25 protein-coding genes are annotated in these 25,955 nt (G+C 71.7%); 6 read left to right on the top strand and 19 right to left on the bottom strand.

Annotated elements, in window-relative coordinates; all coding sequences use genetic code 11:
• Position 1: 1 nt before the first annotated feature.
• From ACGH7X_RS29220 to ACGH7X_RS29210, 3 genes are read right to left on the bottom strand one after another with little or no spacing between them, the layout of a single operon-like run.
• Complete coding sequence (locus ACGH7X_RS29220) at positions 2-637, bottom strand: maleylpyruvate isomerase N-terminal domain-containing protein (RefSeq protein ID WP_399890267.1); 636 nt, start codon at positions 635-637, stop codon at positions 2-4.
• Positions 634-1,461 carry a fumarylacetoacetate hydrolase family protein gene (locus tag ACGH7X_RS29215; protein WP_399890264.1) on the bottom strand — a complete coding sequence of 276 codons (828 nt, stop codon included), beginning with the start codon at positions 1,459-1,461 and terminating at the stop codon, positions 634-636. Before ACGH7X_RS29215 ends, ACGH7X_RS29220 begins: the two co-directional genes overlap by 4 nt.
• A 2-nt stretch (positions 1,462-1,463) precedes the next feature.
• On the bottom strand, positions 1,464-2,624 hold the full coding sequence (locus ACGH7X_RS29210) for a cupin domain-containing protein (protein WP_399890261.1): 1,161 nt from the start codon (positions 2,622-2,624) through the stop codon (positions 1,464-1,466).
• Positions 2,625-2,692: 68 nt separating this feature from the next.
• Here ACGH7X_RS29210 and ACGH7X_RS29205 point away from each other — a divergent pair, with 68 nt between their 5' ends.
• The gene (locus ACGH7X_RS29205) at positions 2,693-3,469 is read left to right on the top strand and encodes an IclR family transcriptional regulator (RefSeq protein ID WP_399890258.1); all 777 of its coding nucleotides are present in this window, start codon (positions 2,693-2,695) and stop codon (positions 3,467-3,469) included.
• A 211-nt stretch (positions 3,470-3,680) separates the two neighbouring features.
• Positions 3,681-5,327 carry an MFS transporter gene (locus ACGH7X_RS29200; RefSeq protein WP_399890255.1) on the top strand — a complete coding sequence of 549 codons (1,647 nt, stop codon included), beginning with the start codon at positions 3,681-3,683 and terminating at the stop codon, positions 5,325-5,327.
• A gap of 74 nt (positions 5,328-5,401) precedes the next feature.
• On the opposite strand, the gene ACGH7X_RS29195 is transcribed toward ACGH7X_RS29200, so the two are convergent.
• A complete protein-coding gene (locus ACGH7X_RS29195; RefSeq protein WP_399890252.1) occupies positions 5,402-6,790 on the bottom strand; it encodes a class I SAM-dependent RNA methyltransferase in 1,389 nt (462 codons plus the stop codon).
• A 53-nt stretch (positions 6,791-6,843) separates the two neighbouring features.
• Entirely contained in the window at positions 6,844-8,907 is a 2,064-nt protein-coding gene (locus ACGH7X_RS29190; RefSeq protein ID WP_399890248.1) for an APC family permease, read from the bottom strand.
• Between the two features lie 554 nt (positions 8,908-9,461).
• On the opposite strand from ACGH7X_RS29190, the gene ACGH7X_RS29185 reads away from it, so the two are divergent.
• A complete protein-coding gene (locus ACGH7X_RS29185) occupies positions 9,462-10,133 on the top strand; it encodes a potassium channel family protein (RefSeq protein ID WP_399890245.1) in 672 nt (223 codons plus the stop codon).
• Positions 10,133-10,813, top strand: a complete 681-nt coding sequence (locus ACGH7X_RS29180; protein WP_399890242.1) for a potassium channel family protein — start codon at positions 10,133-10,135, stop codon at positions 10,811-10,813. Before ACGH7X_RS29185 ends, ACGH7X_RS29180 begins: the two co-directional genes overlap by 1 nt.
• 87 nt (positions 10,814-10,900) lie before the next feature.
• On the opposite strand, the gene ACGH7X_RS29175 is transcribed toward ACGH7X_RS29180, so the two are convergent.
• The 8 genes from ACGH7X_RS29175 to ACGH7X_RS29140 all read right to left on the bottom strand — a co-directional run bounded on the left by ACGH7X_RS29175 (position 10,901) and on the right by ACGH7X_RS29140 (position 18,350).
• Positions 10,901-11,710 carry a DUF3159 domain-containing protein gene (locus ACGH7X_RS29175; RefSeq protein WP_399890239.1) on the bottom strand — a complete coding sequence of 270 codons (810 nt, stop codon included), beginning with the start codon at positions 11,708-11,710 and terminating at the stop codon, positions 10,901-10,903.
• Positions 11,711-11,713: 3 nt separating this feature from the next.
• The gene (locus tag ACGH7X_RS29170) at positions 11,714-12,112 is read right to left on the bottom strand and encodes an OB-fold nucleic acid binding domain-containing protein (RefSeq protein ID WP_115744619.1); all 399 of its coding nucleotides are present in this window, start codon (positions 12,110-12,112) and stop codon (positions 11,714-11,716) included.
• 26 nt (positions 12,113-12,138) lie between these two features.
• Positions 12,139-12,822, bottom strand: coding sequence for a response regulator (locus tag ACGH7X_RS29165; RefSeq protein ID WP_399890235.1), 684 nt, complete (start codon positions 12,820-12,822; stop codon positions 12,139-12,141).
• Positions 12,819-15,440: an ATP-binding protein gene (locus ACGH7X_RS29160; protein ID WP_399890232.1), complete on the bottom strand. Its 2,622-nt coding sequence runs from the start codon at positions 15,438-15,440 to the stop codon at positions 12,819-12,821. The genes ACGH7X_RS29165 and ACGH7X_RS29160 overlap by 4 nt, the downstream gene beginning before the upstream one ends.
• 122 nt (positions 15,441-15,562) lie before the next feature.
• Positions 15,563-16,255 carry an ABC transporter ATP-binding protein gene (locus ACGH7X_RS29155; RefSeq protein WP_399890229.1) on the bottom strand — a complete coding sequence of 231 codons (693 nt, stop codon included), beginning with the start codon at positions 16,253-16,255 and terminating at the stop codon, positions 15,563-15,565.
• Between the two features lie 208 nt (positions 16,256-16,463).
• Positions 16,464-17,216 carry a DUF3710 domain-containing protein gene (locus ACGH7X_RS29150; protein WP_399890226.1) on the bottom strand — a complete coding sequence of 251 codons (753 nt, stop codon included), beginning with the start codon at positions 17,214-17,216 and terminating at the stop codon, positions 16,464-16,466.
• A gap of 1 nt (position 17,217) precedes the next feature.
• On the bottom strand, positions 17,218-17,769 hold the full coding sequence (gene dut / locus ACGH7X_RS29145) for a dUTP diphosphatase (RefSeq protein WP_399890223.1): 552 nt from the start codon (positions 17,767-17,769) through the stop codon (positions 17,218-17,220).
• On the bottom strand, positions 17,766-18,350 hold the full coding sequence (locus ACGH7X_RS29140; protein WP_399890220.1) for a PaaI family thioesterase: 585 nt from the start codon (positions 18,348-18,350) through the stop codon (positions 17,766-17,768). Before ACGH7X_RS29140 ends, dut begins: the two co-directional genes overlap by 4 nt.
• Before the next feature lie 57 nt (positions 18,351-18,407).
• Here ACGH7X_RS29140 and ACGH7X_RS29135 point away from each other — a divergent pair, with 57 nt between their 5' ends.
• Positions 18,408-18,869, top strand: coding sequence for a DUF3093 domain-containing protein (locus tag ACGH7X_RS29135; RefSeq protein WP_399890217.1), 462 nt, complete (start codon positions 18,408-18,410; stop codon positions 18,867-18,869).
• Positions 18,870-18,901: 32 nt separating this feature from the next.
• Here the strand turns inward: ACGH7X_RS29135 and ACGH7X_RS29130 are convergent, their stop codons facing one another.
• From ACGH7X_RS29130 to ACGH7X_RS29115, 4 genes are all read right to left on the bottom strand, one after another.
• Positions 18,902-19,855, bottom strand: coding sequence for a hypothetical protein (locus tag ACGH7X_RS29130; protein WP_399890215.1), 954 nt, complete (start codon positions 19,853-19,855; stop codon positions 18,902-18,904).
• A gap of 13 nt (positions 19,856-19,868) precedes the next feature.
• Positions 19,869-20,165: a DUF4193 domain-containing protein gene (locus ACGH7X_RS29125; protein ID WP_003993510.1), complete on the bottom strand. Its 297-nt coding sequence runs from the start codon at positions 20,163-20,165 to the stop codon at positions 19,869-19,871.
• A 413-nt stretch (positions 20,166-20,578) separates the two neighbouring features.
• Positions 20,579-21,823, bottom strand: coding sequence for a sensor histidine kinase (locus tag ACGH7X_RS29120; RefSeq protein WP_399890212.1), 1,245 nt, complete (start codon positions 21,821-21,823; stop codon positions 20,579-20,581).
• A gap of 6 nt (positions 21,824-21,829) precedes the next feature.
• Positions 21,830-22,483: a response regulator transcription factor gene (locus ACGH7X_RS29115; protein WP_003993508.1), complete on the bottom strand. Its 654-nt coding sequence runs from the start codon at positions 22,481-22,483 to the stop codon at positions 21,830-21,832.
• 416 nt (positions 22,484-22,899) lie between these two features.
• Between ACGH7X_RS29115 and ACGH7X_RS29110 the strand changes: the two genes are divergently transcribed.
• The gene (locus ACGH7X_RS29110; protein ID WP_007387792.1) at positions 22,900-23,073 is read left to right on the top strand and encodes a hypothetical protein; all 174 of its coding nucleotides are present in this window, start codon (positions 22,900-22,902) and stop codon (positions 23,071-23,073) included.
• Positions 23,074-23,924: 851 nt separating this feature from the next.
• Here the strand turns inward: ACGH7X_RS29110 and ACGH7X_RS29105 are convergent.
• Both ACGH7X_RS29105 and ACGH7X_RS29100 read right to left on the bottom strand, forming a co-directional pair.
• Positions 23,925-24,743, bottom strand: a complete 819-nt coding sequence (locus tag ACGH7X_RS29105; RefSeq protein WP_399890209.1) for an inositol monophosphatase family protein — start codon at positions 24,741-24,743, stop codon at positions 23,925-23,927.
• Between the two features lie 8 nt (positions 24,744-24,751).
• The gene (locus ACGH7X_RS29100) at positions 24,752-25,879 is read right to left on the bottom strand and encodes a ferrochelatase (protein ID WP_399890207.1); all 1,128 of its coding nucleotides are present in this window, start codon (positions 25,877-25,879) and stop codon (positions 24,752-24,754) included.
• Between the last annotated feature and the right edge of the window lie 76 nt (positions 25,880-25,955).

Raw genomic sequence — 25,955 nt, 5'->3', positions numbered from 1 at the left:
TCTACAGCCACGGGCCGAGCTCGGGGGCGCCGGCGAGCGCGTGGGGGCGGCCGGCCAGCCAGGCGGCGACCTCGGGCAGCGGGCCGTCGGGCAGTTCGGTCAGCCCGCGACTGTCGCTGATCTCGGCGATCAGGGCGGTCAGGAAGCCCTTCGGGAGGTCGGCGAAGGTGACGCCGCCGGTGCCGAGGTCGACGGCGTGGACGCACACCTCGCGGGCGCGCATCCACGGGAGTTCGGTGGCGGGGACGGTACGGCCCCGGGCGGTGACGACCTCGCGCCCCCACTGCTCGTCGGTGAGCCGGTCCAGTCCCGCCGCCAACTCGTGCGCGGAGTCCGTCAGCCAGGAGCGGAGCTCGTCGGCCGACAGGGCGGGGCCCTTGGCGATGCCGGCGGCACGTTCCCCGGCGGAGGCGTACATCGGCGTCTCCTCGCCGGTGGCCGCCCAGTGCACCAGGTTGCCCAGCGCGTCGGCGTTGGCGGCGAGGTGCGCGGCGAGGTGTTTGCGGGTCCAGTCCGGCAGCGCGCTGGGGGCGGCGAAGGCGGCCTCGTCGAGGCCCGCGACGGCGTCGAGCAGCAGTTGGGTGCCCGTACGGGCCCACGTGCGCGCGTCGGTGAACGTCCGCGTGCCGTCGGTCATGCCTCGACCACCTTGTTGGTGCAGGCGCCCAGGCCGGTGATCTCGGTGACCACGGTCTGGCCGGGGAGCAGGAAGACCTTGGGGTCGCGGGCGTTGCCCACGCCGGCCGGGGTGCCGGTGGCGATGATGTCGCCCGGGCGCAGGGTGATGACGGTGGAGAGGTACTGGACCAGGAAGACCGGGTCGAACAGCAGCGTTCCGGTGTCGTCCCGCTGCATGACCTGCCCGTCGACGACCGTGCTGACCTGGAGCGCGGGGCGGACGCCGCCGACCTCGTCGGGGGTGACGACGTAGGGGCCGACCGGGGTGGTGGCCTCCCAGATCTTGCCCTGGGTCCACTCGATGGTGCGGAACTGCCAGTCGCGCGCCGAGATGTCGTTCATGACGGTGAAGCCGGCGATGGCGCCGGCGGCCTGCTCCTCGTCGGCGCGGCGCACCCGCTTGCCGATGACGACGGCCAGCTCGACCTCCCAGTCGAGCGCGTCGGTCTCGGCCGGCTTGACGATGTCGTCGTTCGCGCCCAGCAGGGTGTCGGCGAACTTGGGGAAGAGGGTCGGGTGGTTCGGCAGGTCCCGGCCCATCTCCTTGATGTGGTTGGTGTAGTTGTGGCCGACGCAGACGACCTTGGAGGGGTTCGGGACGACCGGCGCGAAGTCCGCGTCCTCCACCGGGCAGGTGGTGCCGGACGCGGCGGCGGCCTTCGCCTGCCAGCCGTCCTCGGCGAACAGCTCGCCCAGGTCGGCGTACCCGAGGTCGACGAGGAGGTCGCCGTCGAGGCGGACCGCCCGGGTGCCGTCGGCGGTGCGGAGGGTGGCGAGCTTCATGGTCAGGCGTCCTTCTGTGTGCGGTCGAGCCCCAGCACCTCGAAGACGGGCGCGTCGGAGAAGCGGAACAGGTCGAGGGAGTTGGAGTCGGAGTCGGTCGTACCGGCCTCGGACCTGGCGGAGAACGGCTCCCAGGACGGGACGACGAACAGGTCGCCGCGGGTCACCGTCCAGGACGTGTCGCCGACGCTCACCACGCCGGAGCCGTCGAAGACCTGGTAGACCGACGAACCGGTCTCACGCACCGGCGCGGTCCCGGCGCCGCGGGCGACGCGGTGGAACTCGGCGCGGATCGTCGGCAGGACGTCGGAGCCGTCGTGCGGGTTGCTGTAGCGCACCGCGGCGTGGCCGGGCTCGACGGTGGAGCCGAAGCCCTCCTTCTCCAGCAGGAGCTGGTCGCGCAGGGCCGCGTCGGTGTACTCCCACTTGTAGGACAGCAGCGGGCTGCCCGGCGTGGCCGGGGCGGCCGACAGCGGACGCAGGCCCGGGTGGCCCCACAGGCGCTCGGAGCGCGACCGCTCGGGCGTGATCCGTTCGGCGGCACTCATCTCGTCGCGGCCGAACTCGAAGAACTGGGCCTCGGTGACGTACTGGAAGGGGATGTCCAGACCGTCGATCCAGGCCATCGGCTCGACGGTGGCGTTGTGGTGCGCGTGCCAGTTCCAGCCCGCCTGCGGGAGGAAGTCACCGCGGTTCATGGGCACCGGGTCGCCGCCGACGACCGTCCACACGCCCGAGCCCTCGACGACGAACCGGAAGGCGTGCTGGGTGTGGCGGTGCTCGGGGGCGTCCTCGCCGGGCATCAGGTACTGGATGGCCGCCCACAGTGTCGGGGTGGCGAACGGCCTGCCGCCGAGGGACGGGTTGGCCAGCGCGATCGCCCGGCGCTCCCCGCCCCGCCCGACGGGCACGATGTCGCCGGCCTGTGCGGCCAGCTCGCGCAGCCGCTCCCAGCGCCACAGGTGCGGCACGGCGCGCGAGCGCGGGTGGACCGGCATCAGGTCGCCGATCTCGGTCCACAGCGGGACCAGCAGTTCCTGCTCGAAGCCCCGGTACAACTCCTCGAGCGCCGGGGTGACCTCGGGCTGCCCCTCGGCGGTGACGGCCTTGAGCCGCACCGGGGAGCCCGCGGCTATGTCTTGGGTGTGGGAGGACTCAGTCACGAGGTCAGCGTGCAGCGTGTCTGCTGAGAGAACATATAGATTCTGCATAGCAGAACTTCGAGGAGCGCATGGACAAGCCGCTGAAGACACCGCCGCCCTACCCGATCGCCAGCGTGGACCATGCGCTGCGCGCGGCGACCATCCTGCAACTGGAGGGCGGCGCGACCGTGGCGCAGCTCGCGGAGCGTCTGGGCGTCGCACGGTCGACGGCCCACCGGATCCTGGCGATGCTCGTCTATCGGGACTTCGCCGTGCGGGGCGAGGATCGCACCTACCGCGCGGGGCCGGTGCTGGAGCTGGCCGCCCACTCGCGGTCGCTGGTGTCACGGTTGCGCGTGATGGCCCTACCTCATCTGCACCGGGTCGTCGAACTCCTCGAGGAGACGGCGAACCTGATCGTGCGCGCCGGGGACACAGCACGGTTCATCGCGAGCGTCGAGTGCCGGCAGGCCCTGCGGGTCGGGTCACGGGAGGGGATGGTCTTTCCGGCCCACCGCACCACAGCGGGACTCCTGCTGCTCGCCGACCTGGCCGACGAGGAGTTGGAGGATGTCTACGCGATTGAGCGCTACCGCGACCGCCCGGCCGACCGCCCCGACCTGGCGCGGCTGCGGCCTGAGCTCAGGCGCTTGCGCCGCAACGGTTTCGCCGTCAACAGGGAACGGTCCGAACGCGGCCTCGTCGCCGTCGGCGTCCCGGTGCGCGACCGGGACGGCACCGCGCTGGCCGGCCTCTCCGTATCGATGCCCAGCGTGCGCTACGACCCGCAGCGCCTGCGCTCCCTGGTCGCCACGCTGGAGGCCGCGGCGCACGCCCTTGAAGAGGACTTGGCCGACCAGCCGTAGAACCCGACCCACCAGCGTTACGCGAAGGACAGCATCTCTACCTTCTGCACATTTCCTTGACGTCAAGTAAAGGCAAGTGTCATTCTCCACGGCACCACGCCGGACGCGCGACGTGCCTTCACTCCCCCACCGCGTGCGCGGAGCCGAGCGCTTCCACGCTTCGGGATTCCCGCTTCGGGAGACCCGGAGTCCCAGTCAGGGAGAAACAGCAATGACGCTCAACAACGGGACGGCGACGTTCCCGGGCCCAACCGCGGGGGCCGCCCGGAAGCCGGGCTACGCGGGAACATTGGCTGCCGCCTGCGGCGCGGTCTTCGTGGCCCAGGTCGCGAACGCGCTGCCGGCCTCGCTGAACGGACTGTTCCAGCAGGACCTGAACACCCACGGCTCGCAACTTACCTGGATCACCGCCGCGTTCATGATCGCGGTGGTGTGCTTCGAGTTCACCTTCGGCGTCCTCGGCGACCTGTTCGGACGCCGCAGGCTCGTCCTCGCGGGCACCGCGCTGGTCGCCGCCGGCAGCACCGTCGCCGCGCTCGCCCCGACCGTCCAGGTGCTCTGGCTCGGCGCCGCCCTGAACGGACTGGGCGCCGGGGCCATGTTCCCCGGCTCGCTCACCGCACTCACCGCGGTCACCCGGGACGTACGGCAGCGGGCGCACGCCGTCGCGGTCTGGAGCGGGTTCTTGTCCGCCGGCGCCGCCGTGTCCCCCCTGCTCGGCGGCATGTTCGCCAGGATCGGGTCGTGGCGCGGCTCCTTCTGGGTGCTCGTCGGACTCGCCTTGGTCAGCATGCTGCTCACCCTGACGCTGGCGACAGAGTCGAAAGCACCTGAGGGCCGCAAGTTCGACGTAGCCGGCCAGGTCACCTTCGCGCCCGGCCTCATCCTGATGTTGTACGGCGCCGTCGAGGGCCCCGAGTCGGGCTGGACGACTCTGCCCGTCATCCTCTCCCTCGCTCTCGGCGCAATGTTCCTGGCGGCGTTCGTCGTGGTGGAGCTGGGGGCGGAATCCCCCATCTTCGACCTGCGGCTGTTCCGCAGTCGAGCCTTCACCGTGTCGTCGGCCGCAGCGGTCATCGGCATGCTCGCCTTCCTCGGCGCCTGCTTCGCGACGAGCATGTGGCTGGGCCCGGTGCAGCACCAGGACCCGATTCGGGTGGCGCTTCCCTTCCTGCTCCTGCAGGGACCGGCCTTCCTTCTCATCCCCGTCGTCTCACGGCTGCTGCACCGAGTCGCCCCGTCCTGGCTACTGACCTCGGGGTTCGTCCTGATGGCGGTCGGTTGCCTGCTGTGCGCCCGGCTGGACGTCACCGACCCGCGGCTCGGCGCGTTCGTGGCGCCCGCCCTGCTGATCGGCGTCGGCTTCGCCCTGACCGTCAGCTCCGTCACGGCCGTGGCGCTGGGCAGCGTGCCCCCGCATCTGGCGGGCATGGCCAGCGCCACCACCAACATGCTGCGCGACCTCGGGTTCGCCCTCGGTCCGGTCGTCGTCGGCGCGGTCGCCCTCAGCGGCGCGGGGTCGGCGTTCGCGACGAACCTCGCCGGCACGGCCCTGCCGGCCGCTGAGACCGCGGCAGCACGGGAGATCGCCGAGGCAGGCGGCCCCATCGCCGTGAACAGCCTGCCGCCGGGCGCTCCGGGATCCGCGGCCCACAGCCTGGCCCTGGACGCCCTGGGCAGCGGCTTCAGCACCGCGTTCCTGGTGTGCGCCGCGGCAGCCGCCGTCGCCGCGGCACTCACCGCCTTCGGCATGATCGGCCTGCACACCGGCGATCCCGCCGTGGACGGGGTGCCCTCTCCCGTATCGCCCGGCCACCGCGCTCGGCCGGAACCCACTGCCGGCACCACGCGCCCCTGACCCCCCGCGTCATGCTGTGCCGGAACATGTCGAGCACATCCGACCATCCCTGAGAAACCCGGGGAAACTACAGGTCAGAGCCCCTTTGCGGCAGGCTCCAGGATCGCCACGCACTCCACATGATGCGTCATCGGAAACAGATCGAACACCCGCAGCATCCGCACCCGGTACCCCCCGTCCCGGAAGTACCCCAGGTCCCGGGCCAGCGCGGCCGGGTCGCATGCGACGTAGGCGATCCTCCGCGCGCCGAGCGACGAGATGTGCTCGACCGTCTTGCGTCCCGCGCCCGCGCGGGGCGGGTCGAGGACGATGAGGTCGACCTCGTCGATGCCGGTCCGCGGGAGGACCGACTCGACCTTGCCCTGTTCGATGCGGACGCGGTCGAAGGCTGCGAGGTTGTGGCGGGCGTCCTCGACGGCGCGTTTGCCGGACTCGATGCCGAGGACCGCGCCCTGGTCGCCGACGCGGTCGGCGAGCGCGCCGGCGAACAGGCCCACGCCGCAGTACAGGTCGAGGGCCATGTCGCCCTTGCGCGGGAGCAGGCCCTGCATGACCGCCGTGACCAGGGTGTCGGCCGCCTTCGGGTGGACCTGCCAGAAGCCGCCGGAGCCGACCCGGTAGGTACGGTCGTCCGCGCGCTCGCGGACGAAGGGGCGGCCGTGGACGCGGTGGACGCCGCCGTCCTTCTCGCCGACGCGCATGACCGACACCGGGCGGTCCAGCTCGACGAGGGGGAGCCTCGCGCCCGGCCGGGGGGTCAGGATGACCTGGCGGTCCTGCGAGCCGGTGGCCGCGATCGCCTCGACCGACTCCATGCCGGTCCAGTCCCGCTGCTCGATGCCCAGCTCGCTGACGCCGTCGGCGGCGATCATGCAGTGGTCGATCGGCTGGACCTCGTGCGAACGGTGCTTGCGCAGGCCGGCGCGGCCCTCGGCGTCCACGGCGTACTGCACGCGCGTGCGCCACGACGGGACCTGGCCGGCGGGCACCTTGTCGCCCTCGGCCGGCATCACCGTGCCGTCCCAGCCGGCCTCCTCCGGGGTGAGGCCGGCGAGGCGCTCGAGCTGTTCGGCGACGACCTCGCCCTTCAGGCGGCGCTGCGCGCCCGGCTTGGCGTGCTGCCAGTCGCAGCCGCCGCAGCGGCCGGGGCCCGCGAAGGGACAGGGGGCCTCGATGCGGTCCTTGGAGGCGTCCAGGATCTCGACCGCGTCCGCGCGCAGGAAGCGGGCCCCCTCCTCGCCTTCCGTCACCCGGGCCACGACCCGCTCGCCGGGCAGCGTGTGCCGGACGAACAGCACCTGTCCCTCGGACGTGCGGGCGATGCAGTGGCCGCCGTGGGCGACGGGGCCGATCTCGACCTCGTACTCCTCGCCGACCAGCGAGACCGGCTTCGAGACCGGCTTCGAGACCGGCTGAGCGGCCTCTCGCGACTCCGCCTGCGACTTCTTCGGTTCTGCCTGCATGGCGGGGTGACTCCAGAGAACGGGGTGACGACAAAGGACAACAGCCGTCCAGTCTACGTGGACGAGGAGGAGTCCTTCGTCCGGTCGTGCTGGGCCGGACCGCGCCGGACCGCGCCGGGCGCGCTCCAGTCCTGCCGCTTGCGGGCCCGCCGCCTGGCGGCCTCGGAGGACTCCAGCTGGTAGGGGACGGACGTGACCATGACGCCGGGCGTGAACAGCAGGCGGCCCTTGAGGCGCAGGGCGCTCTGGTTGTGCAGCAGGTGCTCGTACCAGTGGCCGACCACGTACTCGGGGATGATCACGGAGACCGCGTCGCGCGGGGACTCCTTGCGCAGGCTCTTGACGTACTCGATGACCGGCCGCGTGATCTCACGGTACGGCGAGTCCAGCACCTTCAGCGGTACGGCGATGCCGCGCCGCTCCCACTCCTCGCGCAGCGCCTTGGTCTCCACCGGGTCGACGTTGACGCTGAGCGCCTCCAGGGAGTCGGAGCGCATCAGCTTGGCGTAGGCCAACGCCCGCAGGGCCGGGCGGTGGATCTTGGAGATCAGGACCACCGAGTGGACGCGGGAGGGGCGCACCATGTCGTCGTTCTGCGCCTCTTCGGGGTCCTCGGGGGCCGCGATCTCCTCGGCGACGCGGTCGTAGTGCTTGCGGATCGCCGTCATCGTCGCGAAGAAGATGCACATGCCGAGCAGGGCGACCCAGGCGCCGTGCGTGAACTTCGTGGCCAGCACGACGACGAGCACGAGTCCGGTGAAGAAGGCGCCGAAGGCGTTGATCGCGCGGGAGCGGACCATGCGGCGGCACGCCGCCTGGTCCCGCTCGGTGGCCAGGAGGCGGTTCCAGTGGCGGACCATGCCGATCTGGCTGAGCGTGAAGGAGACGAACACTCCGACGATGTAGAGCTGGATGAGGCGGGTGGAGTCGGCGCCGTAGACGAAGACCAGGAGCATGGCCGCGCCGGCGAGGAGCACGATGCCGTTGGAGAACGCGAGGCGGTCGCCGCGGGTGTGCAGCTGGCGCGGCAGGTAGCGGTCCTGGGCGAGGATCGAGCCGAGCAGCGGGAAGCCGTTGTAGGCGGTGTTGGCGGCGAGGAAGAGGACCAGCGCGGTGGCGGCGGCCAGCACGATGAACAGGAAGCTGCCTTCCCCGAACACGGCCTCGGCGACCTGCGAGATCACCGGGTGCTGGACGTAGTCCGCGCCGACCGCGACGCCGTTGTGGAGGAGGTCGGTGGCCGGGTTCTCCGACATGCGGACGTCGGTCGCGGAGGCCAGCGCGATGATGCCGCAGAACATGGTGACGGCGAGCAGGCCCATCAGCGCGAGGGTGTTCCCCGCGTTCTTCGACTTGGGCCTGCGGAAGGCCGGAACGCCGTTGGAGATCGCCTCGACGCCGGTGAGCGCGGCGCAGCCGGAGGAGAAGGCCCGCAGGAGGAGGAAGATCAGCGCGAAGCCGGCCAGGCCGCCGTGCTCGGGCTTGATCTCGTAGTCCGCCGTCGGCGCCCGCATGGTGTCGTCCAGCACCAGGCCGCGGAACGCGCCCCACACGATCATGATGAAGACGCCCGCGACGAAGACGTACGTCGGGATCGCGAACAGGGTGCCCGACTCCCTGACCCCGCGCAGGTTCATCAGGGTGAGCAGCAGGATCACCGCGACCGCGCAGAGGACCTTGTGCTCGACGACGAAGGGGATCGCGGAGCCGAGGTTCTCGATGCCGGAGGAGATGGAGACGGCGACGGTCAGGACGTAGTCGACCAGGAGCGCGCTGGCGACGGTCAGACCGGCCTTGGGGCCGAGGTTGGTGTTCGCCACCTCGTAGTCGCCGCCGCCGCTCGGATAGGCGTGCACGTTCTGCCGGTAGGAAGCGACCACGGTGAACATCAGAACCACGACCGCGACCGCGATCCAGGGGCTGAAGTGGTAGGCCGACACGCCCGCGATGGACAGGACGAGCAGTACCTCGCCGGGCGCGTACGCCACGGAGGACAGCGGGTCGGACGCGAAGACGGGCAGGGCGATCCGCTTCGGCAGGAGCGTTTCACCCAGCCGGTCGCTGCGCAGAGCGCGCCCGATCAGGATCCGCTTGGGCACGTCGGTCAGTTTGGACACAACAGAGGATCGTATGCGTTCGAACGGGCGCCCGCCCACCCGCCACCCCCGATCCGCCCGCAGTCTGCCCTACGGGTGAATTCGAGGGGTGCCGCGGCTGCGGATTCCGCAGGTGACGGGATTGGCATGTCTATATGACTGCCTACCTGACAAGCATCGTCCGGTGCCCGACCGTTGCCGCCCCTGGAGGTCCCATGCACCTGAGCGCAGAACTGATCGGCGGCGCCGCCACGCTCGTCGGCCTCGGAATCCTGACGCTCGCCAGCATCCGCAGCATCTGCCGCCGGGGGTCGTCGGCCGGCGGGTGAGACGGCTCCTGCGGGCCCTGGAGGCGTGCCGATACGTTGGGTGCGATCCGGTCGGGGGACCCGGCCTCCCGGGCAGGGAAACCCGGTTCCCGGGCCCCTAGCGGCGTCAGCGCCGGTACGCACCGGCATGATGTTCCCCTGCGGCCCGCACTCCGGCCGCGACGTGTCGCCAGGCGAGCCGAAAGAGAGACATGAGCACGACATTCACAATGGCCGGCGGGCCCGCAGGAAGCGCGGTGTGAGGCGATGCATATTGTCATCATGGGCTGCGGGCGCGTGGGCTCCGCGCTCGCCCAGACCCTGGAGCAGCAGGGGCACACGGTCGCGGTGATCGACCGCGACCCGACCGCCTTCCGGCGCCTCGGCTCCTCGTTCGGCGGTCGCCGCGTCACCGGTATCGGCTTCGACCAGGACACCCTGCGCGAGGCGGGCATCGAGGAGGCCGGCGCTTTCGCCGCCGTCTCCAGCGGCGACAACTCGAACATCATCGCCGCCCGCGTGGCGCGCGAGATGTTCGGCGTGGAGAACGTCGCCGCCCGCATCTACGATCCCCGCCGCGCCGAGGTCTACCAGCGCCTGGGCATCCCCACCGTGGCCACCGTGCGCTGGACGGCCGACCAGATGCTGCGCCGGCTGCTGCCCGCGGGCGCCGAGCCGCTGTGGCGCGACCCCACCGGGGGTGTCCAGCTCGCCGAGGTGCACACGTCCGCGTCCTGGGTCGGTCACAAGATCAGCCGGCTCCAGGAGGAGACGGGCGTGCGGGTGGCCTTCGTCACCCGGCTCGGGGAGGCGATCCTGCCCTCGTCGCAGACCGTCCTTCAGGAGGGTGACCTGGTGCACGTGATGATGCGCACCGACGAGGTCCACAAGGTCGAGGCGGCGTTCGCCAAGGGTCCCGAAGAGGAGGGCGGTCACTGATGAGGGTCGCCATTGCCGGAGCCGGCGCGGTCGGCCGCTCGATCGCGGGCGAGCTGCTGGAGAACGGCCACGAGGTCCTGCTCATCGACAAGGCGCCGACCGCGATCTCGGTCGAGCGGGTTCCGATGGCGGAGTGGCTGCTCGCCGACGCGTGCGAGATCACGTCCCTGGACGAGGCGGCGCTCCAGCGCTGCAACGTCGTCATCGCCGCGACGGGCGACGACAAGGTCAACCTCGTCGTGTCCCTGCTGGCCAAGACGGAGTACGGCGTTCCGCGCGTCGTCGCCCGGGTGAACAACCCGAAGAACGAGTGGCTCTTCAACGAGTCCTGGGGCGTGGACGTCGCCGTCTCCACCCCGCGGCTGATGTCGGCCCTGGTCGAGGAGGCGGTGAGCGTCGGCGACCTGGTCCGGCTGCTGCGCTTCAGCCACGGCGACGCCAACCTCGTCGAGCTGACGCTGCCGGAGGAGTCGGCCCTGGCCGGTACCCAGGTCGGCGACGTCCAGTGGCCCGAGGACACGTCCCTGGTGACGATCATCCGAGGCACCCGGGTGCTGACGCCCTCCGGGGAGGACTCCCTGGAGGCCGGCGACGAACTGCTGTTCGTCGCCGCGCAGGCCCGCGAGGAGCAGCTGGAGGACCTGCTGTCGGCGCGACGGCGGCCCGACGGCGTGGTCTGACCGACGCGGAGGACCTACGGCGGTGGGACGCCCGGAAATCTCCGGGCGCCCCACCGCCGTATCGTCCCGTCAGGCCCGTCAGGCCCGTCAGGCCTTGCGGTGCCTGCCGCTGCGCAGATCCGCGGTCTCCCCGTCGGCCTCGGGCGGCCCCGGCAGCGTGCCGTCGGCCTCCTGCTCACGCCGTTCCCGCTCGGCCTTCTCCGCCTTCTCGGCCTCTTCCGCCGCCTCCATCTCCGCGAACACGTCGATGGGGGCCGGCGCCTTGGCCAGGAAGACCCAGGTCAGCCAGACGGCGAGCAGGAAGGGCGGGATCTTCAGGGTGACCAGGACCCAACCGAGCTGCTCGGTGTCCGCCCACCAGTACAGCGGGAAGAGGATCGCGCTCTTGCCGAGCAGGATCAGACCCCAGGCGTAGCTGGCCTTGGTGTACGCCTTCTTGCGGCCGGGGTTGCGGGTGCGCCAGGAGAGGTTCTCCTTGAAGACCGGGCCGAGGATCAGGCCGATCAGCGGCACCCCGGCCAGCGAGGTCACGATGTACGCCAGCGCCAGGCCCAGGGTGTAGAGCATGCCCGGCAGATAGAAGTTCTTGGCGTTGTCGGTCATCATCGCGAAGACCACGCCGAAGGCGACGCCGAAGACCCCGCTGAAGGCGTGCTTGACGGTGTCCTTCATCACGAGCCGGACGACGACCAGCACCACCGACACGGCCAGGGCCGCGATCGCCGACATGTGCAGGTCGTTGTTGAGGGTGAAGATGGTGACGAAGAGCAGGCCCGGCAGCACCGTCTCGATCATGCCCCGCACGCCGCCGAACGCCTCGAACAGCGCGGCCTCCGTCACCGCCCGGGCGTCGTCGGCCTCTGTCGTCTCTTCGGTCGGCTTGTCGAGCGACGTCACCGGCTACTCCCGTCCGAGGGGTCTCAGTTCGTATTTCGGGTTGAAGAGCACCCGGCGGCCGTGGCTCATGGAGATCCGGCCCGATGCGATGAGCTTGCGCCCCGGCTCTATGCCCACGATGGAGCGTCTGCCCAGCCACACCACGTCCAAGGCGGCGGAACCGTCGAACAGCTCGGCCTCCAGGGCCGGAACGCCCGCGCGCGGTCGCAGGGTGACCGTGCGCAAGGTACCAGTAACCGACACGACCTGCCGGTCCCGGCAGTCTCCGATACGCGTGCAGCCGGCGGTGTCGGCGTCCTCGCGCAGTTCCTCCGACTCCAGGTCCTCCTGTGACGAGGAGAGCCGGTCGAACATGCGCCGGAACCGGCCCACCGGCTTGTCGGAACGCGGAGCAGCACTCATATCTGAAGCGTACCGGGGCACGCCGTTCACTTCTCGAATCGGTACCCCATGCCCGGCTCGGTGATGAAGTGCCGGGGGTGCGCGGGGTCCGTCTCGAGCTTGCGGCGCAGCTGGGCCATGTAGACCCGCAGGTAGTTCGTCTCCGTCCCGTAGGACGGCCCCCACACCTCCTGGAGCAGCTGCCGCTGGCTGACCAGACGCCCGGTGTTGCGTACCAGCACCTCCAGCAGATGCCACTCGGTGGGCGTCAGGCGTACGTCCTTCCCGCCCCGGTTGACCTTCTTCGCGGCCAGGTCGACGGTGAACCCCGCGGTGTCCACGACCACCTCGTCCTCGCCGCCCGGGACGGGCTCGGACCGGCGGACCGCGGCCCGCAGCCGGGCCAGCAGCTCGTCCATGCCGAAGGGCTTGGTGACGTAGTCGTCGGCGCCCGCGTCCAGCGCCTCGACCTTCTCGTCGGAGGAGTGCCGGGCGGACAGCACCAGGATCGGCACCCGGGTCCAGCCGCGCAGGCCGCGGATCACCTCGACGCCGTCCATGTCGGGCAGGCCCAGGTCCAGCACCACCACGTCGGGGTGGCGGGCGGCGGCGAGCTGGAGGGCGGTGGCGCCGTCGTGGGCCGCGTCGACCTCGTAGTGCCGCGCCTTGAGGTTGATCACGAGGGCCCGCACGATCTGCGGTTCGTCGTCGATCACGAGGACCCGGGTCATCGGGCGGCCTGCCTTTCCGCTGTGGCGTCTTCCGCTGTGGCGTCCTCCGCCGTGGCGTCCTCCGCCGTGGCGTCTTCCGCTGTCGTGCTTTGCGCTGTCGCGGGACGAAGGTGCGCCGCGGGTGATCCCGCCGCGCGGAGGGTGAGGACCATGGTGAGGCCGCCGCCGGGGGTGTCCTCCGCGTTCAGGGTGCCGCCCATCGCCTCGGCGAAGCCCCGGGCCACGGCCAGGCCGAGGCCCACGCCGGCCCCGCGCGGGGCGTCGCCGTACCGCTGGAAGGGCTCGAAGATGCGGTCCTTGGCCTCGTCCGGCACTCCGGGCCCCCGGTCGACGACCCGTACCTCCACGCGGTCCGCGAGGGCGCTGGCGGCCACCAGGACGGTTCGGCCGTCCGGGCTGTACTTGACGGCGTTCTCCACCAGGTTGGCCATCGCCCGCTCCAGGAGCCCGGCGTCGACGGCGACCATCGGCAGCGTCTCCGGGATGTCGAGTTCCGCGCTCCCCTCGGGCACCCCGCCGAGCGCCATCGGCGCCACCTCGTCGACGTCGATCTCGCGGATCAGCGGCGTGACCGTGCCGGTCTGGAGGCGGGACATGTCGAGCAGGTTGCCCACGAGGTGGTCGAGGCGGTCGGCGCCCGACTCGATGCCCTCGAGGAGCTCCGCCTGATCCTCCTCCGACCAGGCCACGTCGTCGGACCTGAGGCTCGTCACCGCCGCCTTGATCCCGGCCAGCGGGGTACGCAGGTCATGGCTGACGGCGGCCAGCAGAGCGGTGCGGATGCGGTTGCCCTCGGCCAGCGCGCGGGCCCGGTCGGCCTCCTCGCGCAGCCGGCGCCGGTCCAGGACGACGGCGGCCTGGGCGGCGAAGGCGGCCAGTACCCGGCGGTCCTCGGCGGGCAGGACCCGGCCGGTCAGCGCGAGGGCCAGGTGGTCCCCGACCGGGATGTCCACGTCCGCGTCCTCCGGGCGTCCCACCGGCGGCCCCGACCCGGCCCGGCCGGCGCAGGTCCAGGGCGCCACGTCGCCCTCCCGCTCCAGCAGGGCGGCCGACTCCATGCCGAAGGTCTCGCGCACCCGTTCGAGGAGCGTCTCCAGGCTGGTCTCGCCGCGCAGGACGTCGCCGGCCAGGAAGGAGAGGATCTCCGACTCGGCGCGCAGCCTGGCGGCCTGGTGGGTGCGGCGGGCCGCCACGTCCACGACCGAGGCGACGGACAGCGCGACGCCGACGAATATGGCGAGCGCAAGCATGTTCCTGGGGTCGGCGATGGTGATCCGGTTGACGGGGGGCGTGAAGAACCAGTTCAGCAGCAGCGACCCGACGGCGGCCGAGGCGAGCGCCGGGTACAGCCCGCCGAGCAGCGCTGCGGCCACGGTCAGCGCCAGGTAGAGCAGCACGTCGTTGGCGAGCCCGAGGTGGACGGTGCTCAGCAGCAGCGACAGCAGTACCGGCCCGCCCAGGCCCGCGAACCAGCCCCAGACGATCCGGGACCGGCCCAGCCGCGCTCCCCTGGCCACCGGCAGTCCGCGCCCCTTGGCGACCTCCTCGTGGGTCACGATGTGGACGTCCAGGTCGGGGCCGGACTCCCGGGCGACCGTGGCGCCGACGCCGGGTCCGAAGACGTACTGCCAGGCCTTGCGGCGCGAGGAGCCGAGGACGATCTGGGTGGCGTTGACGCCGCGCGCGAAGTCGAGCAGCGCGGCCGGTATGTCCTCGCCGAGCACGTGGTGGAAGGTGCCGCCGAGGTCCTCCACGAGGGTGCGCTGGACGGCCAGCTCCTTCGGGGAGGCCGAGGTCAGCCCGTCGCTGCGGGCTATGTACACGGCCAGCACCTCGCCGCCCGCGCCCTTCTCGGCGAGGCGCGCGGCCCGCCGTATCAGCGTCCGGCCCTCGGGGCCGCCGGTCAGGCCGACCACGATGCGTTCGCGCGAGCCCCAGATCTTCGAGACGCGGTGCTCGCTGCGGTACTGCTGGAGGTACTCGTCGGCCCGGTCCGCCACCCACAGCAGCGCCAGTTCCCGCAGGGCGGTGAGGTTGCCGGGGCGGAAGTAGTTGGACAGGGCCGCGTCGACCTTGTCCGGCTGGTAGATGTTGCCGTGGGCCATGCGCCGGCGCAGCGCCTGGGGCGACATGTCGACCAGTTCGATCTGGTCGGCGCGGCGCACCACCTCGTCGGGCACGGTCTCCCGCTGGCGTACGCCGGTGATCGACTCCACGACGTCGCCGAGCGACTCCAGGTGCTGGATGTTGACGGTCGAGACGACGTCGATCCCGGCGGCCAGCAGCTCCTCGACGTCCTGCCACCGCTTGGCGTTGCGGACGCCGGGGACGTTGGTGTGGGCCAGCTCGTCCACCAGCGCGACTCGCGGGCTCCGGGCCAGCACCGCGTCCAGGTCCAGCTCCGTGAACCTCGTGCCGCGGTAGTCCAGCTCCCGGCGCGGCACCTGCTCCAGGCCGCGCAGCATCACCTCGGTGCGCGCTCGGCCGTGGTGCTCCACGAAGGCCAACACGCAGTCGGTGCCCCGCTCTACCCGCCGGTGCGCCTCGGACAGCATCGCGTACGTCTTGCCGACGCCCGGTGCCGCACCGAGGTAGATCCGAAGCTTGCCGCGTCCCATGGCCTCATTGTCTTCCGGTCACCGCTGATTGCGCAGCGTCGACCCTACGGCCCACAATCACGACAAAAGGGGGCGGGGGCGCGGTGCCGGTCGTCTTTGACAGAACTCTGACGCCCGCGGCGTCACTGCTCGACGATCTCGCCGTCCCGCAGCTCCAGCACCCGGTCGGCGAGGTCGAGCAGCGTGGCGTCGTGGGTGGCGACCAGCGCGGTGACCTGTTCGCTGCGGACGACCGCGCGCAGCAGTTCCATCACGGCGTGGCCGGTCTCGGCGTCCAGCTGGCCGGTGGGCTCGTCGGCGATCAGCAGGGCGGGCTCGTTGGCGAGGGCGCGGGCGATGGCGACCCGCTGCTGCTGCCCGCCGGACAGCTCACCCGGTCGCTGGGCGGCGTGGTCGGCGAGGCCGACGAGGGAGAGCAGCAGCTCGACGCGCTCCTCGCGTTCGCGCGGGGCGGCCCGGCGCAGCCGCAGCGGCACGCCCACGTTCTCGGCGGCGGTGAGGATCGGGATGAGCCCGAAGGACTGGAAGACGAAGCCGACCCGGTCCCGGCGCAGCGCGAGCAGCCCGTCCTCGTCCAGCTCCGCGAGATTCCGGCCGTCGACCTCGACCCGCCCGGCATCGGGTACGTCGAGACCGCCGACGATGTTGAGCAGCGTGGTCTTCCCCGAGCCGGACCGCCCCTTGAGGGCGATGAGCTCACCGCGCGGCACCTCGAAGGAGACGCCCCGCAGGGCGTGTACGGCGGCCGTGTCCCGGCCGTACGACTTCCGCACGTCCTCGACGCGCACCATGGTCTCGGTGACCACCTGGCTCATGTGTCCTCCCCCGCGTAAACCGGGCGCCAGTATCACCAGCGAAGGGGGACACATTCAACGGCCCGGGCCGGATCACCGGTGACTTGGCAAAGGGCCGCGTCCCCCTGGGGACGCGGCCCTTGCGCGCGTACGGCGAAAACCCGTACAGAGTTTTTACCCGACGAACCTCGGTACCTGGCGAACCTCGGCACCCGGCGAACCTCGGTACCTAGCGGACCTCGGTGATCTCCGGTCCGCGCTGGAGCTGGCCCATGCCGCCGGCGAAGCGGGAGCCCTCCTCCTGCTGGACCCCTTCGGGGACCATCTGCGCGTCGTTCGGCAGCTTCAGGACGAGCGGGTCCCGGGGGGCCATCGGGCCCTCGCCGCGGACCACGACCGTGTCCCGGAAGATCTGCTCCAGAAGACCGGCGGCCTGCGGCTGCACCGCGCCCTGGCCCGAGATCACACCGCGCAGGAACCAGCGGGGGCCGTCCACTCCGACGAACCGCACGACCTGGAAGCCGCTCTTGCCGTCCGGCAGCTGCACCGGGACCTGGGCCCGCAGCTCCCAGCCCAGCGGGCCCTCGACCTCGTCGATGATGCCGCCCTGCTGGGTGATGCCGGAGGCGATCTCCTCGCGCACCTCGCCCCAGATGCCCTCGCGCTTGGGAGCGGCGAAGCCCTGGAGCTGGATGGCGCTGTCGCGCAGCACGACGGTCGCGGCGACGATCGCGTCGCCCGCGACCTCCACCCGCAGTTCCATGCCGTCGACCCCGGGGATGAACAGGCCGCCGAGGTCCACCCGGCCCTCGGCCGGGTCGCGGACCTCGGTGCTGTCCCAGGGTCCGTCGGGCCGCGGTTCGGGCTCGAGCCGCACGCGGCCGCGCTCTTCGTCCGCCTCGGTGTCGACGCTGTCGACGACCTGCTCGGTCTCGCCGGCCGCGTCCTCGGCGGCGTCGTTCTTCTTGCGACGTCCGAACACGTCACTGTCCTTCCCGGTCGGATACGACCGAAGCGTATCGATTCCCACCCGTCGGGCCGCCCTCGGCGACCTGACCGCTTGTGCCGCTTGCACGGTCCAACCCGGCGTGGCCGCCGGTGGACCCGAAGCCCCCCTCGGCCCGCGCCGAGCCGGGAAGCTCCGCGACCTGACGGAAGCGGACCCTCTCGACCTGCTGGACGACCAGTTGGGCAATCCGGTCGAAGCGCTCGAACCGCACCGTCTCGCGCGGGTCGAGATTCACCACGATCACCTTGATCTCCCCACGGTACCCGGCATCAATCGTCCCCGGAGCATTCACCAGGGCGACGCCGCAACGGGCGGCCAGTCCGGAACGTGGGTGCACGAACCCCGCGTACCCCTCCGGGAGCGCCACAGACACGCCGGTGGGCAGTACGGCACGTTCGCCGGGCGCCAGCTCGCAGTCGACGGTGGTGCGCAGATCGGCCCCCGCGTCGCCGGGCTGGGCGTACGTCGGAAGCGGTACGTCGGGGTCGACGCGGCGGATCAGCACCTCGAGGCCGGCGTGGCTCACGGGTTCACCTCGAAGGCGCGGGCGCGGCGGAGCTGGTCGGGGTCGTCCATGGCGGCGCGGATCTCCGCCTCGCGGCCGTTCTGGACGAAGTGCTCGACCTTGACCTCGACGAAGAGGGCGTCGGCGCGGACGGCCACGGGGCCGTCGGGGCCGCCGATCCGGCCGGTGGCGGTGGAGTAGATCTTCCGGCCGGCCACGGCGGTGACCTCGGCCTCCAGGTACAACGTCGTGTCGACGGGCACCGGCCGCCTGAAGTCGGTCTCGAGCCGTCCGGTCACCGCGATCGTGCGCAGCAGCCAGTTCAGCGAGCCCAGCGTCTCGTCCAGGGCGGTGGCCAGCACGCCGCCGTGTGCGAGGCCGGGGGCGCCCTGGTGGGCGGGCCGCACGGTGAACTCGGCGGTGATCGACACGCCTTCACCCGCCCGCGCCTGGAGGTGCAGTCCGTGGGGCTGGTCGCCGCCGCAGCCGAAGCACTGGCCGTAGTGGGCGCCGAGCAGCTCGCCGGGGGCGGGTGCGTCGGGGTGCCGGACGGGTTTCACGGCGTCGGCGGGAGGCTGAAGACCTGGGGAAGTACCACTCACAGGCGCAGACCTTACCCGCGCGTCGGCCGAACGCCGCCACCGTGCCAAGCTTGGTTCATGCAGCTCTCCACCACCCCGTACGAAGAACGCCTCACCGCGCCCCGCTCCTGGTGGCTGGTCTCCTTCCTGGTGGGTCTCGCGTTCGCGCTGATCCTGCTGCCCTTCGGCACGCTGCCGATGCTGGGCGGCCTGGCGGGCGGGACGGCGGTGGCGGCGGTGGCGGCCAGTTCGTACGGCGCGGTCCGCATCCGTGTCGTGGGCGACGCGCTGATCGCGGGCGAGGCGAGGGTGCCGGTCTCGGCGTTGGGCGAGGCGGAGATCCTCGATCCGGAGGAGGCCCGTGCCTGGCGCACGTACAAGGCCGACACCCGGGCGTTCCTGCTGCTGCGCGCCTACATCCCGAGGGCGGTGCGCGTGATGGTCACGGATCCGGAGGACCCGACTCCGTATCTGTATCTGTCGACGCGCGAGCCGGAGCGGCTGATCGAGGCCCTGACGGCGGCGAAGGCCGCGGCGTAGCCGTACCGATCACGAGCGCGGGGGCGGGGGAGTCAGCGACCGCCCTTGCCGGGCTCGTCGTCACGGCCCGCGTGGCCGGGTCCGAGGCCCTTGGCGAGGTCGCCCATGTCCAGGGCGTTCTGCGGCTGTTCCAGGGCCGGAAGGTCGTCGAGGGCGCTCCAGGCGACCTGGTTCTTGCGCAGGTCCGCACGGATTCTGGCGGCCAGCTTCCTGGTGTCGCGGCGGTTCATGACGGCGCCGACGGCCGCGCCGACCATGAAAGGCATCAGGTTCGGCAAGTCGCGCACCATCCGCTTCATGATCTGCTGGCGGAGCTGGCGTTTCATGTGACTGTTCATCGCCGAGCCGAGGGTCGACGGCTTGGACACGTCGACGCCGCGTTCGTCGGACCAGGAGTTCAGGTACGCGGTGCTGCGCTGCGCGAGGGTGCCGGGCGGACGTACGCCGTAGACCTCGTGGAGTTCGGCGATCATCTTGAGCTCGATCGCCGCGACACCGGTGATCTCGGCGGCCAGTTCGGTGGGCATCGCGGGCGGTACGGGCAGCATCGCCGCCGCTCCGACACCCGCTCCCACGGTCGCCGTGCCCTTGGCCGCGCCGGCCACGAGCCGGTCGGCCAGCTCCTCCGGTCCCAGGCCGGGGAACTGTCTGCGCAGCGTCTCCAGGTCCCGTACGGGCACGCGCGGGGCCAGGTCGATGATGCGGTCGGCGAGGTGCGCCAGGGCCGCCCTGGCGCGGGCACCGCCGTTGCGGACGCCCTGCCCGGCCTTTTCCCGGAACGCCGCTGCCCTGCGCCGGGCAGCGGGCGCCGGCGTCTGAACGGTCGCCGGGAGGTCAGTCCGGTCGACCACTGGTTCGAGCGGGGCCCTCTCCGTATCGGTCGGGCCCCGCTCGTCGTCACGCGCGCTGTACGGACCGTCGGACGGCCCTTGGTCCGCTCCTCGTCGGGAGAAACGGCGCTTCCAGGGAGGGGTCGAGCCAGTCACGGCCGACCCCGCCTCAGTCGCAGTCGCGGCAGATCGGCTGGCCGTTCTTCTCGCGGGCCAGCTGGCTGCGGTGGTGGACCAGGAAGCAGCTCATGCAGGTGAACTCGTCCTGCTGCTTCGGCAGTACACGGACGGCCAGTTCCTCGTTCGAGAGGTCGGCGCCGGGAAGTTCGAGGCCTTCCGCGGCCTCGAACTCGTCGACGTCGACGGCCGAGGCGGACTTGTCGTTCCGCCTGGCCTTCAGCTCTTCGAGGCTGTCCGAGTCGACGTCGTCGTCGGTCTTGCGTGGAGTGTCGTAATCGGTTGCCATGGTCGCTCTCCCCCTCTGGGTGTCTGCGGTGTCTTCAGCGCACGTAACGCGTGAGAGGCCGGACTTGTGCCCGACCTGAGGCGGAGATTTTGCCTCACATCAAGGTCTGTTACTCAATCGACACCCAACCGGACCCCTCATGAGTGATCGGCTTGGATGGCGATGGGGACCGTACACGGTCCGAATGCCGCACTTCAAAGGCGTCTCACCGTGTACTTCCCGTGATCAGGGCCCCTGAAAACCGGGATTTTCCCGGCTTTCCGCCAGGGTGCATGATCACGGAGAGTAGATGGCGGGAAAGTCCTCGCTGTGATCGATCACACACGCGACTCCCCGGCCACTGGCCTGGAAATTCCGCTCAAAGCGAACATCCTCGGGTCTCGGTGAGATGTCGGGGGTCATGATCTCAGATCTCAGACGGGCAGCGTCACCCGCATCACGAGCCCTCCGCCCTCGCGCGGCTGGGCGTAGATGTGCCCGCCGTGCGCCCGGGCCACGGACCGCGCGATGGACAGCCCGAGCCCCACGCCCTTGTCGCTGCCCGTGCGCTCGGTGCGCAGGCGCCGGAACGGCTCGAAGAGGTTGTCGACCTCGTACGCCGGCACGACCGGGCCGGTGTTGGTGACCACCAGGACCGCCTGGCCGCTCTCCAGCGCCGTGGTGACCTCCACCCAGCCCTGCTCGGCCACGTTGTAGCGCACGGCGTTCTGGACGAGGTTCAGGGCGATGCGCTCCAGCAGGACGCCGTTGCCCTGGACGACCGCGGCCTCGCGTGTGCCGCGGATCTCCACGCCCTTGCCGTCCGCCTCGCCGTGCGCCTGGTCGATGGCCTGGCCGGCCACCTCGGCGAGGTCCACCGGTTTGCGCTCGACGATCTGGTTGTCGCTGCGGGCGAGCAGCAGCAGGCCCTCGACGAGCTGCTCACTGCGTTCGTTGGTGGCCAGCAGCGTCTTGCCCAGCTGCTGGAGCTCCACCGGGGCGTTCGGGTCGGACAGGTGCACTTCCAGGAGCGTGCGGTTGATCGCCAGCGGGGTGCGCAGCTCGTGGGAGGCGTTGCCGACGAAACGCTGCTGGGCGGTGAAGGCGCGCTGCAGCCGCTCCAGCATGTCGTCGAAGGTGTCGGCCAGCTCCTTCAGCTCGTCGTCCGGGCCGTCCAGCTCGATCCGGCGGGAGAGGTCGGAGCCCGCCACCGCGCGCGCGGTGCGGGTGATCCGGCCCAGCGGCGACAGGACGCGGCCGGCCATGGCGTAGCCGAAGGCGAAGGCGATCACGGCAAGGCCGAGCAGCGCCAGCAGCGAGCGGCTGAGCAGGTTGTCCAGGGCGACCTTGCGCTGGTGGTCTATGCAGTCACTGATCGCGGCGTTGAACGCGGACAGCGACAGGTTGCCGTTGTCGACCACCGGGCAGTCGCTGCTGGAGACCTTGAGGTCGGCGAAGTCGACGATCTTGTACAGCGGTTCGTTGCCGGTGCGCACCGCCTGGGCGGCGAGCAGGTAGATGATCGACAGCAGCAGGATGCCGGCGATCAGGAACATGCCGCCGTACAGCAGCGTGAGCCGTATCCGGATGGTGGGACGCAGCCACGGCAGGGGGGTGACCGACCGGGGGTCCCAGGTGGGCTTCGGAGGCGCCCCGGGGGGCGCGGGTGTCGTCGCCACGGCCGGTCAGATCCGGTAGCCGGAGCCGGGGACGGTGACGATGACGGGCGGCTCGCCCAGCTTGCGGCGCAGGGTCATGACGGTCACGCGCACGACGTTGGTGAACGGGTCCGTGTTCTCGTCCCAGGCCTTCTCCAGCAGCTGCTCCGCGGAGACCACGGCGCCCTCGCTGCGCATCAGGACCTCGAGGACGGCGAACTCCTTGGGGGCGAGCTGCACCTCCTTGCCGTCGCGGAAGACCTCCCGGCGGTTCGGGTCGAGCTTGATCCCGGCGCGTTCCAGGACGGGCGGCAGGGGCACGCTGGTACGCCGGCCCAGGGCACGCACCCGGGCGATCAGCTCGCTGAACGCGAAGGGCTTGGGCAGGTAGTCGTCGGCGCCGATCTCCAGGCCCTCGACCCGGTCGCTGACGTCGCCGGACGCCGTGAGCATGAGCACGCGGGTGGGCATGCCCAGCTCGACGATCTTGCGGCACACGTCGTCGCCGTGCACGAGGGGGAGGTCGCGGTCCAGGACGACCACGTCGTAGTCGTTGACGCCGATGCGCTCCAGGGCTGCCGCACCGTCGTACACGACGTCGACGGCCATGGCCTCCCGGCGCAGTCCGGTGGCCACCGCATCGGCGAGCAGTTGCTCGTCCTCGACGACGAGTACGCGCACGTCGCTTGTCCTTCCTGTGTCCACCCGCGTAGCGCTTCTCGGGCGCACGAGGGCAGGGGCCTGGTGGGTGTGTTGCCTCCATCCTGCCCTTTTCGGCCATAAGTCGGCTGTAAGACGGGTGAGGGACCGGTGCCGAAGAAGGTCGCCGGAGCGGGAATGCGAGATTTTCTCCCGCGGTTGAGGTTTCCGCGAAGGGGAGCTGGGGGAGGACGGCTTTACACCCCGCGATCACGCTCTGCCTGTACCGCGTTACCGCGCGGTACGCCGCGGTCCGCTTCCGCAGAGCGGGCGTGGGTGTCCGGCACCGTCGCCGCCCGGCCGGGCAGCGCTGGGCACTCCACCGGAGACGTGATCGCCCCTTCCGAACGGCACACCCCCGTGCCAACGACCCACGACCCAGGACGAGGGGGCGCAGCATGGACGCTTTCACCGCAGGACTTCTGCAGCGCATAAAGACGACCGAGTCCGACCTGTCCCGGGCCCGCGACGAGGGCGACGAGTTCCTTGTCGAGGTGGAGCTGGGCGAGCTCGACGATCTGCGCCGTCTCGCTGCCGAGCACGGTGTGGAGGTCAGCGCGACCAACGCCTGATCGGCCCGTGAACGACCGAGGCCCCGGCGACATCCAGCGCCGGGGCTTCGCCGTGCGCGTGGGCGCCCGGCGGCGAGCGGCCGCGCGGGGTGCTCACCGAGGTGGCCCGGGCTCGTACCGATGGGTCACGAGGTGCGGGCGGTGCATCGTGAAGGGCGTTCGCGAGAGGGCGCTCGCGACCGTCGGGCACGGCCCGGTCGCCGAACCGGCCTCGCGAGAGGGCCGGCCCGGTCCGGTTGTGCGGAGCAACGATCCGGCCGCATGCGCAGTCGTCCTGCCCGGCAGGGCCGACGTACGGATCCTGACCACGCGGAGGCCGGAGCCCGGCTCGGCGCCTTGCACACCGATCCGGCCGCACGGGCGCGTAGGGGGCCGCGCCCCCTCCAGACGTCGGCGCCTGGGCACGGGCCGGTCTGCCGCGCCCGGCATCGGAACCCGGAAAGGCCGCCACTCGCGGGCTCGAACCCGCCGGTCCTGCTCGACGTCCACCGGCAGCCGAGCACGGCCGGAGCGGCCGGTGCCCGCCGTTCGACGGCCGGGCCCCCGTACCCGGGCCGGACACCTCCGCCACGTCAGCACCGGTCCCACCGCCCGGGCCACCGCGCAGGCCTCACCGCCCGGACGCCCTCCAGCGGACGCTGTCACCCGGGGCCACGCCACGGCAGGCCGCTGCCGCGCGACATCGGGCACGGCTGCTGCCACAGCCGAGGACCAGCGCTCACGGTCGCCCCGCACGGGACGCCGGCCGCCGCGCCGGGCGATCCGCTGTGCCGGCGGATACTGCGCGGGCACGCTGCCGACCGCACTCCCCCGCCCCGACAGGCACCGTCCGCCGACACACCGCCGAAGGCCTACGCGCCGAAGTCCGTCAGGAGTCGCTGGAGGGGCTCGAAGACGGCCGGGGTGGCGGCGATCGTCAGAGTGCCGGTGGGGCGCTCACCGGGGCGTCCACCGGTCACCGCGCCCGCCTCCCGGGCGATCAGGTCGCCCGCCGCGAGGTCCCAGGGGTGTAGGCCCCGCTCGTAGTAGCCGTCGAGGCGTCCCGCGGCCACGTCGCACAGGTCGATCGCGGCCGAGCCGCCGCGCCGGATGTCCCGCACCAGCGGAATGAGCCGCCGCGCGATCTCGGCCTGCTCCGCGCGGACGTCGGCGACGTAGTTGAACCCGGTGGAGACCAACGCCTGGTCCAGCGGCGCGGCGGACCGGCAGGACAGCCGGCGTTCGCCCTCCCAGGCTCCCGTCGCCCAGGCGCCCCCGCCCAGCAGCGCGTGGTAGGACTCGCCCCGCATGGGGGCCACGACAGCTCCGGCCACCCGCTCGCCGTCCTGCTCGGCGGCGATGGAGACCGCCCAGGTGGGCAGCCCGTAGAGGTAGTTGACCGTGCCGTCGAGCGGGTCGATGACCCAGCGGATGCCGCTCGTCCCCTCCGTGGCGGAGCCCTCCTCGCCGAGGAAGCCGTCGTCGGGGCGGCGGTCGGCGATCAGCCCGGTGATCAGCTTCTCCGCCGCGATGTCCATCTCGGTGACCACGTCGATGGGGCTGGACTTGGTGGCGGCGACCGCGAGGTCGGCCGGGCGGCCGTCCCGCAGCAGCTCGCCCGCGCGGTGGGCGGCCTCCTGGGCGATCTTCAGCAGGTCGGCATGGAGCGGATCGGTCGTCACGTCGGTCACGGGGCCCTTCACGCGTAGGGACTGTCGGCGCCCGCGGCGGCGGGGCGTGCGGCACGGGCGGGGCAGCAGCCGACCGGGCACAGGTTGTGGCTCGCGCCCAGGGCACCGAGGGCACACGGGGTGACCTCCTGCCCGCGCTCGTCGGCGGCCCGCTCGAGGACGAGGTCGCGGACCGCGGCGGCGAACCGCGGATCGGCGCCCACCGTGGCCGAGCGGCGCACCGGCAGCCCCAGCTCCCCGGCCTTGGCGGTGGCCTCCGTGTCGAGGTCGTACATGACCTCCATGTGGTCCGAGACGAATCCGATGGGGGCCATCACCACGGCGGGGACGCCTGCCGCGTGACGCTCCTCCAGGTGGTCGCAGATGTCGGGCTCCAGCCACGGGATGTGCGGGGCGCCCGAGCGCGACTGGTAGACGAGCTGCCAGGGGTGGTCGACACCGGTGCGCTCGCGGACGGCGTCGGCGATCACCCGCGCGACGTCCAGGTGCTGGCGCACGTACGCCCCGCCGTCGCCGTGCCCTTCGACCGGACCGGAGGTGTCCGCGGCGGAGGTGGGGATCGAGTGGGTCGAGAACGCGATGTGCGCGCCGTCCCTGACCTCCTCGGGCAGTTCTCCGAGGGACTCCACGAGCCCGTCGACCATGGGCTCGACGAAGCCGGGGTGGTTGAAGTAGTGCCGGAGCTTGTCGGTCCTCGGCGGCTCCATCCCCTCGGCCTCCAGGGCGGCGAGCGCGTCCGCGAGGTTCTCGCGGTACTGGCGGCAGCCCGAGTACGAGGCGTAGGCGCTGGTGGCCAGGACCAGGATGCGGCGGCGGCCGTCGCGGACCATCTCGCGCAGGGTGTCCGTCAGGTACGGCGCCCAGTTGCGGTTGCCCCAGTAGACCGGCAGGTCCAGGCCGTGCTCGGCGAAGTCCTTGCGCAGGGCGTCCAGCAGGGCGCGGTTCTGGTCGTTGATGGGGCTGACCCCGCCGAAGAGGAAGTAGTGCTGTCCGACTTCCTTCAGGCGTTCCTTGGGGATGCCTCGCCCACGAGTCACGTTCTCCAGGAACGGGACGACGTCGTCCGGGCCCTCCGGGCCGCCGAACGAGAGCAGGAGCAGGGCGTCGTAGGGGCTTGCATCGAGCACGTCTGGCATGTCTCGATCCTGCCACCCGGCACTGACAGCGGGGAAACGGCGGGGTACCGACCGTGCGTTTCACCAGCTCCGCGGG

Origin of the sequence: Streptomyces sp. BBFR51, from assembly GCF_044591655.1 — a bacterium.
Lineage (GTDB): Bacteria > Actinomycetota > Actinomycetes > Streptomycetales > Streptomycetaceae > Streptomyces.
Note: the sequence above shows the minus strand (reverse complement) of the source record. Positions and strands in the feature narration are given on the sequence as shown.

Excerpts from the sequence above, each read along its gene's own strand:
- ACGH7X_RS29205 (WP_399890258.1), top strand. The coding sequence starts at position 2,693 with ATGGACAAGCCGCTGAAGACACCGCCGCCCTACCCGATCGCCAGCGTG.
- ACGH7X_RS29195 (WP_399890252.1), bottom strand. The coding sequence starts at position 6,790 with ATGCAGGCAGAACCGAAGAAGTCGCAGGCGGAGTCGCGAGAGGCCGCT.
- ACGH7X_RS29160 (WP_399890232.1), bottom strand. The coding sequence starts at position 15,440 with ATGGGACGCGGCAAGCTTCGGATCTACCTCGGTGCGGCACCGGGCGTC.
- ACGH7X_RS29170 (WP_115744619.1), bottom strand. The coding sequence starts at position 12,112 with ATGAGTGCTGCTCCGCGTTCCGACAAGCCGGTGGGCCGGTTCCGGCGC.
- ACGH7X_RS29155 (WP_399890229.1), bottom strand. The coding sequence starts at position 16,255 with ATGAGCCAGGTGGTCACCGAGACCATGGTGCGCGTCGAGGACGTGCGG.
- ACGH7X_RS29220 (WP_399890267.1), bottom strand. The coding sequence starts at position 637 with ATGACCGACGGCACGCGGACGTTCACCGACGCGCGCACGTGGGCCCGT.
- ACGH7X_RS29200 (WP_399890255.1), top strand. The coding sequence starts at position 3,681 with ATGACGCTCAACAACGGGACGGCGACGTTCCCGGGCCCAACCGCGGGG.
- ACGH7X_RS29125 (WP_003993510.1), bottom strand. The coding sequence starts at position 20,165 with ATGGCAACCGATTACGACACTCCACGCAAGACCGACGACGACGTCGAC.
- ACGH7X_RS29180 (WP_399890242.1), top strand. The coding sequence starts at position 10,133 with ATGAGGGTCGCCATTGCCGGAGCCGGCGCGGTCGGCCGCTCGATCGCG.
- ACGH7X_RS29215 (WP_399890264.1), bottom strand. The coding sequence starts at position 1,461 with ATGAAGCTCGCCACCCTCCGCACCGCCGACGGCACCCGGGCGGTCCGC.
- ACGH7X_RS29100 (WP_399890207.1), bottom strand. The coding sequence starts at position 25,879 with ATGCCAGACGTGCTCGATGCAAGCCCCTACGACGCCCTGCTCCTGCTC.
- ACGH7X_RS29165 (WP_399890235.1), bottom strand. The coding sequence starts at position 12,822 with ATGACCCGGGTCCTCGTGATCGACGACGAACCGCAGATCGTGCGGGCC.
- ACGH7X_RS29185 (WP_399890245.1), top strand. The coding sequence starts at position 9,462 with ATGCATATTGTCATCATGGGCTGCGGGCGCGTGGGCTCCGCGCTCGCC.
- ACGH7X_RS29110 (WP_007387792.1), top strand. The coding sequence starts at position 22,900 with ATGGACGCTTTCACCGCAGGACTTCTGCAGCGCATAAAGACGACCGAG.
- ACGH7X_RS29135 (WP_399890217.1), top strand. The coding sequence starts at position 18,408 with ATGCAGCTCTCCACCACCCCGTACGAAGAACGCCTCACCGCGCCCCGC.